The organism is Rhodococcus sp. NPDC060176, assembly GCF_042728675.1.
Taxonomy (GTDB): Bacteria; Actinomycetota; Actinomycetes; order Mycobacteriales; family Mycobacteriaceae; genus Rhodococcus_F.
Genome location: NZ_JBHWYS010000005.1, coordinates 236,430 through 248,640 on the forward strand (window position 1 = coordinate 236,430; position 12,211 = coordinate 248,640).

Consider the following 12,211-nt stretch of genomic DNA (forward strand, 5'->3'; position numbering starts at 1 on the left):
TCAGCAGGAGCCTGCGGCGCCCGCTTCGATTCCCTGACGGAAGAGTTCCTTCTCGCTCTCGGACATAGCCTGGTACGAAGGGTCGTTCTCGACGATCTTCAGGAAGTCGGCTCCCGCCGCCCGAGTCGACGTGTCGCCGCTCTGAACACGCTGCTGAACGTAGACGGACACGGCCGAACACCCGCCGAGAAACGCGGGATCAGTGCTCGCCGCCGCGGTGGTTCGAGCCGAATCGGTGGCGCTCGATTGCGACGAAATTGTCGCCTTGTCGTCATCGGAAGCGTCCGAACCACATGATGTGAGAAGAATCGCAGCTGAGACCATCAGCGTCGTCAACAGTCGCTTCATGCCCGAAATCGTCTCACGTGAGGTCCGGTTCGACCGGAAAACTCGCCTCGAGCACCGAAGTCCTACACCCTGTCGTTGTCAGATTCGACAGAACTGGGACACTGGAAGCCGTGACTGTGTCTTCCGGTGATCCCGACGTGCATGCAACGAACTCCGCTCGGCTCTTCGAACGTGCCGGCAACGTGATTCCGGGTGGCGTCAACTCGCCCGTCCGTGCGTTCGGTTCGGTCGGCGGAACACCGCGATTCATCCGCGAGGCGTCCGGTTACACCCTCACCGACGTCGACGGGAACAACTACGTCGACCTGGTGTCGTCCTGGGGTCCGATGATTCTCGGGCACGCTCACCCGGCAGTCGTCGAAGCCGTTCGCGAAGCCGCGCTCGGCGGTCTCTCCTTCGGTGCGCCGACGGAAGGCGAAGTTGCCCTCGCCGAGGAAATCGTCGCCCGCGTCGCGCCCGTGGAAAAGGTTCGCCTGGTCAACTCCGGAACCGAAGCCACGATGAGCGCAGTCCGCCTCGCCCGCGGATTCACCGGACGCACCAAGATCATCAAGTTCTCCGGTTGCTATCACGGCCACGTCGACGCCCTTCTCGCCGACGCCGGATCAGGCCTCGCGACGTTCGGACTGCCGACCTCGCCCGGTGTGACCGGTGCGCAAGCCGAAGACACCATCGTCGTCCGCTACAACGATCTCGACGCAGTGGCCGCGGCGTTCGCCGCCAACCCCGGCGCCATCGCGTGCGTCATCACCGAAGCTGCCGCTGGAAACATGGGCGCCGTCGCGCCGCTCCCCGGCTTCAACGAGGGCCTGCGTCGTCTCACCCGTGAGCACGGCGCACTCCTGATCATGGACGAGGTGATGACCGGATTCCGCGTCAGCGCCTCGGGTTGGTACGGCATCGACAACGTCGCCGGCGACCTCTACACCTTCGGCAAGGTCATGAGCGGGGGCCTGCCCGCCGCAGCCTTCGGCGGCCGCGCCGACATCATGGGCCACCTCGCACCCGACGGTCCCGTCTACCAGGCAGGCACCCTCTCGGGTAACCCCGTAGCCGTTGCCGCCGGACTCGCGAGCCTGCGCGCCGCCGACGCCGAGGTGTACGCCAAGCTCGGCCGGCACGCGACCGCCCTCGGCGACCTCATGACCCAAGCCCTCACCGCCGAAGGCGTCGAACACCGTGTGCAGTACGCAGGCACCTTGGTGAGCGTGTTCTTCACGGAGAACACGGTGACCAACTACGACGAAGCCAAAGCCGCGCAGACCTGGCGATTCCCCGCCTTCTTCCATGCGCTGCTCTCCCGCGGCGTGTACCCGCCGCCGAGCGCGTTCGAAGCGTGGTTCGTCTCCGCAGCACTCGACGATCGAGCATTCTCGATCATCGCCGACGCCATGCCTCATGCAGCCAAGGCCGCAGCTGCTTCCGTCAAGCCCTGATCCGTTCCAGTTCCAGAACACCCGCACGCTTCCGACATCCATCACCTTCAGCGAGGACCCTCGACTGTGACCGACGCCGATCACCCCGACCACACGTCCACCCGCACCATCGTCCACGTCCTTCGCCACGGTGAAGTTCACAACCCGCGCGGGATCCTCTACGGACGGCTCCCGGGTTTCCGGTTGTCGGTGGCGGGCGAGGCCCAGGCTCGTGCGGTCGCATCCGTGCTTTCCGATCACGACATCACCCACGTGGTCGCGTCGCCGCTTCAGCGCGCACAGGAAACCGCGACTCCGATCGCCGAGGCGCACAAGCTCGACATCGTCACCGACGAGAACCTCATCGAGGCGGGCAACGAATTCGAGGGCCTCAAGGTAGCTGTCGGGGACGGTGCGCTCTCGCGTCCGCGTCACTGGTGGAAACTGCGTGACCCGTTCACCCCGTCCTGGGGCGAGCCCTACTTGCAGATCGCACATCGCATGCTGGCAGCCGTCAACGCCGCACGCGTCGCGGCAGTCGGACACGAAGCCGTCGTCGTCAGCCATCAGCTTCCGGTCTGGACTCTGCGTCGATTCCTGCAGGGTGAGCGTCTCTGGCACGACCCCCGTCACCGTCAGTGCGGTCTGGCCTCGTTGACGTCACTGGTCTACGAGGGCGACACACTGGTCGACATCGTCTACTCCGAACCCGCCGGCGCCTCCGACCCGAGAGTGACAGGCGCATGATTTCGCGCCGCATCGCCGCAGCACTGGCAGCCGCTGCATCCGCGATGCTCCTTCTCTCGTCCTGCGCGACCGGCGACGACGCCGTCGCACAGGGCGGAACTTTCGACTTCGTCTCACCGGGCGGACAGACCAAGATCTTCTACGATCCGCCGTCCGACCGAGGCACCATCGGCAACCTCTCCGGGCCCGACCTGATGAACGAAGGCCAGAAGGTCGGCGTCGACGACTTCGAGGGCAAGGTCGTCGTCCTCAACGTCTGGGGTCAGTGGTGTGGACCGTGCCGGGCCGAAGCCGACGATCTGGAACAGGTCTACGAGCAGACCAAGGATTCCGGCGTGCAGTTCCTCGGTATCAACGTCCGCGACGACACCAAGAACAAGGCGCAGGACTTCGTGGTCGACAACAAGGTCTCGTACCCGTCGATCTACGACCCGTCGATGCGCTCGCTGATCGCCCTCGGCAAGGGCTACCCCACGTCGGTCATTCCGACGACGATCGTCCTTGATCGCCAGCATCGCGTCGCCGCGGTATTTCTCCAAGAACTTCTCGCCGAGGATTTGCTGCCCGTCGTCCAGCGGGTAGCTCAGGAAGACGCGCAGTAGACATGACAACCACGACCACCACGCTGCTGGCCGGCAGCGAAACACTGAGTGCCGGTGTGGGCGAAGCATTTCAGAACGCGGCGTCGTCCGGTCCGCTGCTGCTGGCCCTCGGTGCCTGCGTCCTCGCCGGTCTGGTGTCGTTCGCTTCACCGTGCGTCGTGCCGCTCGTTCCCGGCTACCTTTCCTACCTCGCCGGCGTCGTCGGCGCCGACGCACCCGCGATCACCGCCGACGAGGCGAGGACCCGGACGATCACCCGGAGCAGTCGCCTGAGGGTCGCCGGTGCGGCCGGACTGTTCGTCGCCGGCTTCACCGTCGTCTTCGTTCTCGCCACCGCGTCGGTGTTCGGCGTTATCTCGACTCTGCTCGTCAACCGCGAGGTCCTGATGCGCGTGGGCGGTGTGGTCACGATCGCGATGGGCCTGGTGTTCATCGGACTGATCCCGGCGCTGCAGAAAGACGTCCGCTTCGAACCGCGTCGTGTGTCGTCGCTGGTGGGGGCGCCGCTACTCGGGGGAGTGTTCGCGCTGGGGTGGACGCCATGCCTCGGACCGACATTGGCAGGCGTGATGTCCGTAGCCGCGGGAACCGACGGGATGACCGCCGCGCGCGGTGTCACGTTGATCGTCGCGTACTGCATCGGACTCGGGCTGCCGTTCATCTTTCTGGCGCTGGGGTCGGCACGTGCGCTGACCGGCGTCGGCTGGTTGCGTCGTAATGCACGCACCATTCAAATTTTCGGCGGAATCATGTTGGTGGCAGTGGGAATCGCCCTCGTCACGGGCGCGTGGGACCAGTTCGTCGGCTGGGTTCGCGACGCATTTATCTCGGAGGTGACGCTGCCGATATGACAGCTGACGACAATAACGACAACCCGACACCCGTGCTGCCGAAGCAGTCGGTGATCGGTCGAGTCGTTGCACTCGGGCGCAACACCTGGCGCGGGCTCACCTCGATGCGGACCGCGCTGGTTCTGCTGTTCCTCCTCGCACTCGCTGCGATCCCCGGTGCCCTGCTGCCTCAGCGAACCCTCAACGAGGGCAAGGTCGCCGACTACATCGCCGCGCGTCCGACTCTCGGCCCGTGGATGGACCGCCTCGAACTGTTCGACGTGTTCAGCAGCTTCTGGTTCACCGCGATCTACGCATTGCTCTTCATCTCGCTGGTCGGCTGCATCCTGCCGCGTTGTGTGGAGCACGCAAAGGCACTGCGCACCCGTCCCGTTAATGCGCCGCGTAACCTCGCTCGTCTGCCGCACCACACCACGAGCGTCGTGGACGGCGAGACTCCCGACGAACTTGCCGCCCGTGTGTCGAAAGAACTGCGTGGTTGGCGCGTCGAAACGCGTCGCGGCGATACGAAATCACGACGCGAAGGCGAGATCACCATCTCGGCGGAGAAGGGATATCTCCGCGAATTCGGCAACCTCATGTTCCACCTGTCGCTGGTCGGACTGCTGATCGCGATCGCCGCGGGCAAGTTGTTCGGCTACGAAGGCAATCGCATCGTCATCGCCAACGACGGCCCCGGGTTCTGCACTACGTCACCGGCGGTGTTCGACTCGTTCGTCGCGGGCCTGAGCCTCGACGGCACCGGCATGACTCCGCTGTGTGTCCGTGTGAAGAACTTCCAGGCCGACTACCTCGAGACCGGTCAGGCCGAGATGTTCACCTCGGACATCTCGTACCAGGCAGGCGACGACCTCGAGTCCGATACCTGGCGGGACACGACCATCCAGGTGAACCACCCGCTGCGGATCGCCGGCGATCGTGTGTACCTGCAGGGACACGGATACGCGCCGACCTTCACCGTCACGTTCCCGAACGGCGAGACCCGCACCGAGACGCTTCAGTGGCGTCCGGACGACGCCACGACGTTCCTGAGCAGTGGCGCGATGCGTTTCGACCCGCCGGGCGGTATGTATCCGGATGCGGACGAGCGTCGGAAGAATCAGATTGCCATCGAAGGATTGTTCGCGCCCACCGCGCTGTTCCACGGCAACCTTCTGTCGTCGAGTTACCCGGCGATGAACGATCCGGCCGTCGCGATCGACATCTACAAGGGCGACACCGGACTCGATACCGGTAACCCGCAATCGCTGTTCGAACTCAACACCGAACTGATCAATCAGGGTCGACTGCTCAAGCAGGACCGGGTCAACCTTTTCCCGGGGGAGAGCGCGACGCTTGCCGACGGAACCCAGGTGCGATTCGACGGTGCCGTCGACTTCGTGAACCTTCAGGTCTCCCATGATCCCGCTCAGGTATGGGTGTTGGTTTCGGCGTTGACGATGATGGCGGGTCTGCTCGTCTCGCTCGTGATCAAGCGTCGCCGCGTCTGGGCGCGTATCTATCCAGATGACGAACGACGTACTGTAGTAGAACTTGGTGGGCTTGCCCGCACCGACCACGCAGGCTGGGGCGACGAGTTCGACCGCCTCGCCGACCGCTTGCTGAAAAGCAATCCGACCACCGCGGTGACCGAACCGCACGCGCAGGAGAACGCCCGATGACAACCAACGAGACACTCGCGCAGTACAGCGACTGGGCCTTCAAGTCCGCCTTCACCGTGCTCGTTCTGGCGTTTGTGCTGCTCATCGTGCAGTACGCGTCGGCCAGAGCCAAGGCGGTTCAGGACAAGGAACTGGTCTCGGCCGGTGGAGTCGACGCTTCCGTGCCTGGCAGGGTCGCGGAGACTCCGACCAAGTCGCTCTCGGAGCGATTCGGCGGAATGGGCCGGGCTGTCCTGGTCGTCGGAACGGTTCTGATCATCGCGTCGATCGTGCTCCGCGGATTTGCGACGGAACGATTCCCGCTCGGCAACATGTACGAATTCGTGGCGATGGCGTGTGCGGCGTCGTTGCTGGTCGGGCACGTCCTCTTGATCAAGCCGGCTTACCGTCCGATGTGGGTCTTCCTGCTGGTTCCCGTTCTGATTCTGATGTTCCTCGCCGGCACGGTTCTCTACGCCGACGCGGCCCCCGTGGTTCCGGCGCTGCGCTCGTACTGGCTTCCGATTCACGTGACGATCGTCAGCGTCGGCTCCGGCATCTTCATGATCGGCGGTATCGCGAGCCTCCTGTTCCTGCTGCGACTGAAGTTCCCGCCCGGTGACGAGGGCACGAGCATCGGCGGCCGGATCGCAGAGCGACTGCCGGACGCCCAGACTCTCGACCGCTTGGCATACAAGAGCACGATCATCGCGTTTCCGCTGTTCGGCGCAGGCGTAATCCTCGGTGCCATCTGGGCGGAAGCTGCGTGGGGACGCTTCTGGGGTTGGGATCCGAAGGAGACGATGTCCTTCATCGCCTGGGTGATCTACGCGGCCTACCTGCATGCGAGGGCAACGTCCGGGTGGCGGGAGACGAAGGCTGCTTGGATCAACATCGCCGGTTTCGTTGCGATGCTGTTCAATCTCTTCATCATCAACATGGTCGTCTCCGGCTTGCACTCCTACGCGGGACTCAACTGATCCTCTCGAGGTACCGTGGGTGGCTGCCGACCGGTCTGTAGGTATTACCGGTAGGTAGGTCAGGGGCGGCACCAGCTACGATGCAGCTCGGTGAATAACTAGCTGCCTGGTAGCTGTGGGGATCGACGAGGGGGAACGGCGAGATGGCCGACAAGATTGAAGACGCCGGAGCAGGATTGTGGGAGCCGGTGCGTCCTGCCGAGCCGACGCGGCGCGAGCCGCGCGCGTCCGCGCCGGATCCGTCATCCGACTCGGTTCCCAGCGATGTTCGCAGTCTCTTCGTGGCCCCGGTCGACTCCGGTCCGCTCCAGCAAGTAGGCGGCCAGGCGCCCAGTGCATCCCCCGCCCACCCGCCCAGTGCATCCCCCGTCCACCCGCCCAGTGCATCCCCCGCCCACCCGCCCAGTGCACCCGCCGCCCAGCCGCCGCTTACGACGCCGGCAGCTCCGCCGGCGCCTGCGCCAGGCCCTAAAACTCCGGTCATCCAATACCCGGAAGCACAGCCAGGCCCCATCAACGGCCAGTTCTCGACCTCGCCCGCGATGCCGATGCAGACCTACGAACCCGCGAATCGTGCAGGGTCGGTTCCGGATTCACGAGTCGCCGCTCCGCAATCCGCACAGAACTCGCAGCCCGTTCAGAACCATCCCAGCCCGACCGCGAGACCTCTCCAGCAACCGCAGGCACCTTCTTCGCCCGGCATGCATCAGCCCAATCCCGTGATTCGGCAGTTCGGTCACCCCGGCGCTGCGCCGGTGCAGAACGGTCAAGCGCTGCAGAATGGTCAAGCGCTGCAGAACGGTCACACCCTGCAGAACGGGCAGGCGATGCCGGTTGCTCCGCCGACGGCGGCACCGGTTCACCCTCCGATGCAGAAGGCCGGATTCAACCCCGCTCCCGGCAATCGTCCTGAGCCGGCTCTTCCGATGACGGCGCAAGACCTCTCGGCAGCGCTTCTCGTCAAGCCGGTCCGGCCAGCCCCGGCCGGTGGCTGGCGCAAAGCGCTGTACACGATGTCCGGCCGATCGGTGAACCTCGGGAACGGCGCGAAGGATCAGCATGTCGTCGAGTTGACGCGCCAGATCAACCAGCCGCTGCAGGGCTGCTACAAGGTTGCGGTGCTCAGTCTCAAAGGTGGCGTCGGAAAAACCACGACCACTGCGACGCTGGGATCGATGTTCGCATCGATTCGCGGCGATCGCGTCGTCGCAGTCGATGCAAACCCGGACCGGGGAACCCTGAGTCAGAAGATCCCGCTCGAGACGCCGGCAACTGTGCGTAACCTGCTGCGTGACGAGAACAGTATCGAGAAGTACAGCGACGTCAGAGGCTATACATCGCAAAACCAGCACCGGCTCGAAGTGCTTGCGTCCGACAGTGATCCAGCAGTCTCGGAGGCATTCAGCGGCGTGGACTACACGCGCACGGTCGACATGCTCGAAAAGTTCTACAGCATAGTTCTGACCGACTGCGGCACCGGCTTGATGCACTCGGCGATGCAGGCCATTCTCGAGGGCGCAGATTCGTTGATCGTCGTCAGTTCCGGATCCGTCGACGGTGCACGTAGCGCCTCCGCAACACTTGATTGGCTCGACGCTCACGGTTACAGCAGGCTGGTCGCCACGTCCGTGGCCGTCATCAACGCGGTGCGGCCTCGCTCGGGCAAGGTTGATCTGCCGCGCGTCGTCGAGCACTTCGAGCAGCGCTGCCGAGCGGTGAGGTTGATTCCGTTCGACCCGCATTTGGAAGAGGGCGCCGAAATCGATCTGGACCGGTTGCGTCCGGGTACTCGGGAAGCGGTGCTGGAGTTGGCTGCTGTGGTTGCGCAGGACTTTCCGGCCTCCCCGTACGGCTTCTCAGGGCGGTAATCGGATAGCCGGGTAAGCCCGGACGCTACGTCGACGTGTCAGTCGGCGGTACGTCCGGCCCTTCCGTGCGCTTGCGTCGTGTTTGCTGGTTCACATTCCACAGGAATTCGGGATCGTCGTCCGGTCCGCGCACGCCGCTCACCGGGGCGCGCGTCGACGGATCGGGCCCGAATGCCTTCCACATCAGAACGATCAATGTCACCAAACCCACCAACGCCAACAGATAAAACACGGCGCACCTCCTCAGGGAACTGAGGTCGAGCCTACTCAGTCTCCGGCCCGCATCACCAGAAGTGCTGCGGACAAGTGTTTAGGCTCAGTGCGTCAGTGCTGTATCTGTCGGGTAGTACGTGTTTCTCTTTGCGGGCTGTGGATGCTCAGTTGTGGTCCGCTTCCGTGGTCAGCGATCGCAGAAGCTGCATGACCTCGGCCTCACGGAATCGACGATGTCCCCCTGGTGTGCGAAGCGAGCCGAGTCGTCCTGCGTGTGCCCAGCGGGTCACGGTCTTGGGATCGACATGAAACAATGCCGCTACCTGTCCGGGCGTCATGAGTGCGTCTGCGGCGGTATTGAAGGTTGGTGCGCTCATTGTGAGGTCCTCCATGTTGATGTCGAACGTTGACGAACAGTGACTCTGAACAGTGATACCGAACCGGCGTGTCGAGCAGTTGCCGAAAACCTGCGTCGAGTTTGTTTCGAAGTCCTTCGCTTACATTCGACCGTTTTCTGAGTGGTAGCGCAATGTTTGCACAGATATAGCCGGGTAGTCGATCTTTCAAGACAAAGTAATGTTTAAGTAAAGGACAAAATGGATATAGCGGGCTCGGTGCTACCGGTATTCGGAATGGGTAACCTGAGAGGGTGAGTCAGTTGTCTGAAAACCCCGAAAATGTTCCTTCTGAGCCGGTCAAGGCCAGTAAACCTTCCGCAAACTCTGGGCAAGCAAAGTCGGCTGCCGGGCCGGTGACCAAGGGTCAACTGGCCCGCGACGTGGTGCTGTACTCGGTCGCCCGGTTGCTGCTTGTCGTCGTGATCGGTGCCCTCATCATCGGCGGCGGAAAGCTCGCCGGCACCGACGTTCCGCTGATTGTCGCCGCACTGTTCGCAGTGCTGATCGCCTTGCCGCTGTCGCTGCTGCTCTTCGCGAAACTGCGCAAGCGTGTCAACGCAGGCATTGCGGCCGTCGACGCCCAGCGGCGGTCCGATCGTGACGATCTTCGTTCCAAGCTGCGTGGAGACGGCCGGTGACCACGGAGTCGCTCGACGTCGACCGCCGGACGTCTCGGCAGTGGGTCGACAACGCGGTGCGGTTGATCGAAGCTGATGCGCAACGCAGCGCGGACACTCACCTGCTGCGGTATCCGCTGCCGAGTAACTGGACCGTCCAGCTCTATCTGAAGGACGAGTCGACACACATCACGGGAAGTCTCAAACATCGACTCGCGCGGTCGCTTTTCCTCTACGCGATCTGCAACGGCTGGGTTACCGAAGAGACCACCGTCATCGAAGCGTCGTCCGGTTCGACGGCTGTGAGCGAGGCGTATTTCGCGAAGTTGCTCGGTCTGGATTTTGTCGCGGTGATGCCAGCGAGCACGAGTCCCGCCAAGATCGCGTTGATCGAGGCACAGGGTGGACGTTGTCATTTCGTGAGCGATCCGTCTTCGATCTACTCGGAATCGCATCGGCTCGCGAGTGAGTTGAACGGTCACTACATGGACCAGTTCACCCACGCCGAGCGTGCGACGGACTGGCGCGGAAACAACAACATCGCCGAATCCATCTTCACTCAGCTCGAGCACGAGGAACATCCGATTCCCGACTGGGTGGTCGTCGGAGCCGGAACGGGCGGAACCGGCGCCACGATCGGCCGCTTCCTTCGCTACCGGAAATTCGACACCGGACTGTGCGTCGTAGACCCGGAGCACTCCGTGTTCTTCGACGCGTGGCGAGCGAGCGATCCGTCGATCGTCGGTACTCGGGGCTCCCGGATCGAGGGCATCGGCCGTCCGCGCGTCGAACCGTCGTTTGTCGGTCAAGTGGTCGACCGCATGATCAAGGTGCCGGACGCGGGCTCGATTGCGGCGGCACGGCACGCCAGCGCCGCCCTGGGGCGCAAAGTGGGTGGCTCGACGGGTACGAACCTGTGGGGAGCTTTTGCGTTGCTTGCGGAGATGATGGCCGCCGGACGCAGCGGCAGCGTCGTCACGCTTCTGTGCGACGGCGGAGAGCGCTACTCGGGCACCTACTACAACGACGAATGGGTGGCCTCGGAAGGGATAGACCTGCTCGGCCCCACAGCAGTGCTGGACGAGTTCGTTCGTTCGGGTGCGTGGACCGCCAACTCCTGAACCGCATACTCCTGCGCCGCGCGCTTCTGCACTGCTGACACATGACCGCGGGCGGGGCGGCTCATTGTCACGCGAGGCCACGCGTCCAGGCCGGATGACTGCTCGATCATTCTGATGCGGATCAGGCCGGGGGAGAGTGTGTTCTCCGCCAGGCGCACGAATCCGAGTCGCTCGTAGTACGGCGCGTTCCACGGAACGTCGACGAAGGTCGTCAGAGTCACGAGATCGTGGTGATGGTCCGCCGCCCATTCGGTGACAACGTCGATCAGTTGGGCTCCGAGGCCTTTGCGGGCATGATCGGGGTGAACGGAAACCTGCTCGATATGTGCGCCGCCGTCCACGATCTCGACCAGTGCATACGCAACGGGTACGTCGTTTGCGTCGGTCTGAACCCAGATGTGTTCGGCGGCGAGAAAATCGTTCAACTCGTCGAGCGTCGGCGGTGGATCGTCTGCGATGGCGTCCATCCCGATGTCTCGGAACGGTTCGCCCGCGGCGATCTCGATCTGTTGCAGTGCGGGTAGGTCGGTGGATATGGCCGAGCGGATCACAGAAACCGTTTTACCTCGAGAAGTGCGTTTCTCCCAGCGCTACGCCATGTGAAACACAAACCTACGCAACCGTAGGTTGTGTATCGTTTGTCCAAGGGACACTTCTCCAGCGAGGGCGGATCATGGGCAATCCTGAAGTTTCACTCGACAACTACGAAGCTGTGTACGAGTACTACCGCAGCCATCAGCAGAACCGGTTTGTGGCGAAGCTCGCCTATGCCGCGCTGGCGTTGAAGTACCGCCCGCGGGTGAAGTACGCGCCGGGTGCGGAAGCTGCGCTGAAGACTCTGCTCGAACGCAAGACGCAATTGGTCGTGGCAGTCAATCATCTGACGGAGAGCGACCAATTCACACTCGCCGCGACCGCGTGGCGTACTCCGTTGCGGCGCGTGATCGGACGGACCAGGGTCCTCGCCAAAGACGAACTCTTCGTTGATCCTTCGCAGCGCAAGAAGGTCGACATGATGGGCAGCATTCCGGTTTTTCGCAGCAAGAACTACGGCCTTCGCGCTGTCTCGGATGCCGGCCGCGTGATGATGGACGTCGCGGCCGAGCGTCTGGGCAATGGGGATTGTCTGGCGATTTTCCCGGAGGGGACGTGCAATACCGAGGATCCGACGCGGCTGCAGCATGTCAACAGCGGTATCGGCCACATCGTCGCCCGCGCCGAGAAGTTGGGATGCTCGCCGGCCCTGGTGTCGATCGGCATCAACTACGGCCCGGTGGCCGGCGACGTGAAGGCTGCGAGCGTCTTCGTCGGGATGCCCGTGACCGAACTTCCGGACAAGCCGATGGATATCGCCCGAACCGTGCAGGCTGACCTGCAGTTGGCAGTGGACGGCGCAGTCGCCGGGTACTGA

The 12,211-nt window shown here is 63.5% G+C and carries 14 protein-coding genes; 10 read left to right on the top strand and 4 right to left on the bottom strand.

All coding sequences use genetic code 11. The annotated features are described in order from the left end of the window. Entirely contained in the window at nt 1–348 is a 348-nt protein-coding gene (locus tag ACFWEM_RS23620; protein ID WP_378537577.1) for a hypothetical protein, read from the bottom strand. A 110-nt stretch (nt 349–458) separates the two neighbouring features. On the opposite strand from ACFWEM_RS23620, the gene hemL reads away from it, so the two are divergent. From hemL to ACFWEM_RS23655, 7 genes are all read left to right on the top strand, one after another. Next, a complete protein-coding gene (gene hemL, locus ACFWEM_RS23625; RefSeq protein ID WP_378537579.1) occupies nt 459–1,784 on the top strand; it encodes a glutamate-1-semialdehyde 2,1-aminomutase in 1,326 nt (441 codons plus the stop codon). A 66-nt stretch (nt 1,785–1,850) separates the two neighbouring features. After that, on the top strand, nt 1,851–2,510 hold the full coding sequence (locus ACFWEM_RS23630; RefSeq protein WP_378447149.1) for a histidine phosphatase family protein: 660 nt from the start codon (nt 1,851–1,853) through the stop codon (nt 2,508–2,510). Beyond that, nucleotides 2,507–3,112, top strand: a complete 606-nt coding sequence (locus ACFWEM_RS23635) for a TlpA disulfide reductase family protein (RefSeq protein WP_378447150.1) — start codon at nt 2,507–2,509, stop codon at nt 3,110–3,112. The genes ACFWEM_RS23630 and ACFWEM_RS23635 overlap by 4 nt, the downstream gene beginning before the upstream one ends. Nucleotides 3,113–3,114: 2 nt before the next feature. Continuing rightward, complete coding sequence (locus ACFWEM_RS23640) at nt 3,115–3,963, top strand: cytochrome c biogenesis CcdA family protein (RefSeq protein WP_283304941.1); 849 nt, start codon at nt 3,115–3,117, stop codon at nt 3,961–3,963. Beyond that, a complete protein-coding gene (locus tag ACFWEM_RS23645) occupies nt 3,960–5,624 on the top strand; it encodes a cytochrome c biogenesis protein ResB (RefSeq protein ID WP_378537581.1) in 1,665 nt (554 codons plus the stop codon). The genes ACFWEM_RS23640 and ACFWEM_RS23645 overlap by 4 nt, the downstream gene beginning before the upstream one ends. Beyond that, nucleotides 5,621–6,583 carry a c-type cytochrome biogenesis protein CcsB gene (gene ccsB / locus ACFWEM_RS23650; protein WP_019744351.1) on the top strand — a complete coding sequence of 321 codons (963 nt, stop codon included), beginning with the start codon at nt 5,621–5,623 and terminating at the stop codon, nt 6,581–6,583. The genes ACFWEM_RS23645 and ccsB overlap by 4 nt, the downstream gene beginning before the upstream one ends. A gap of 548 nt (nt 6,584–7,131) precedes the next feature. Then, nucleotides 7,132–8,451, top strand: a complete 1,320-nt coding sequence (locus ACFWEM_RS23655) for an AAA family ATPase (protein WP_378537819.1) — start codon at nt 7,132–7,134, stop codon at nt 8,449–8,451. A 25-nt stretch (nt 8,452–8,476) separates the two neighbouring features. On the opposite strand, the gene ACFWEM_RS23660 is transcribed toward ACFWEM_RS23655, so the two are convergent. Continuing rightward, nucleotides 8,477–8,683 carry a hypothetical protein gene (locus ACFWEM_RS23660; protein ID WP_378537585.1) on the bottom strand — a complete coding sequence of 69 codons (207 nt, stop codon included), beginning with the start codon at nt 8,681–8,683 and terminating at the stop codon, nt 8,477–8,479. A gap of 145 nt (nt 8,684–8,828) precedes the next feature. Then, nucleotides 8,829–9,041, bottom strand: a complete 213-nt coding sequence (locus ACFWEM_RS23665) for a BldC family transcriptional regulator (protein WP_378537587.1) — start codon at nt 9,039–9,041, stop codon at nt 8,829–8,831. Between the two features lie 272 nt (nt 9,042–9,313). Between ACFWEM_RS23665 and ACFWEM_RS23670 the strand changes: the two genes are divergently transcribed. Both ACFWEM_RS23670 and ACFWEM_RS23675 read left to right on the top strand, forming a co-directional pair. Then, nucleotides 9,314–9,700: a DUF4229 domain-containing protein gene (locus ACFWEM_RS23670; protein WP_050656729.1), complete on the top strand. Its 387-nt coding sequence runs from the start codon at nt 9,314–9,316 to the stop codon at nt 9,698–9,700. Continuing rightward, nucleotides 9,697–10,800 carry a PLP-dependent cysteine synthase family protein gene (locus ACFWEM_RS23675; protein ID WP_378537590.1) on the top strand — a complete coding sequence of 368 codons (1,104 nt, stop codon included), beginning with the start codon at nt 9,697–9,699 and terminating at the stop codon, nt 10,798–10,800. Before ACFWEM_RS23670 ends, ACFWEM_RS23675 begins: the two co-directional genes overlap by 4 nt. On the opposite strand, the gene ACFWEM_RS23680 is transcribed toward ACFWEM_RS23675, so the two are convergent. Then, nucleotides 10,698–11,351 (bottom strand): GNAT family N-acetyltransferase, encoded by a 654-nt coding sequence (locus ACFWEM_RS23680; RefSeq protein ID WP_378537592.1) that lies wholly within the window; start codon nt 11,349–11,351, stop codon nt 10,698–10,700. The genes ACFWEM_RS23675 and ACFWEM_RS23680 overlap by 103 nt on opposite strands. A gap of 122 nt (nt 11,352–11,473) precedes the next feature. On the opposite strand from ACFWEM_RS23680, the gene ACFWEM_RS23685 reads away from it, so the two are divergent. Then, complete coding sequence (locus ACFWEM_RS23685; RefSeq protein WP_378537594.1) at nt 11,474–12,211, top strand: lysophospholipid acyltransferase family protein; 738 nt, start codon at nt 11,474–11,476, stop codon at nt 12,209–12,211.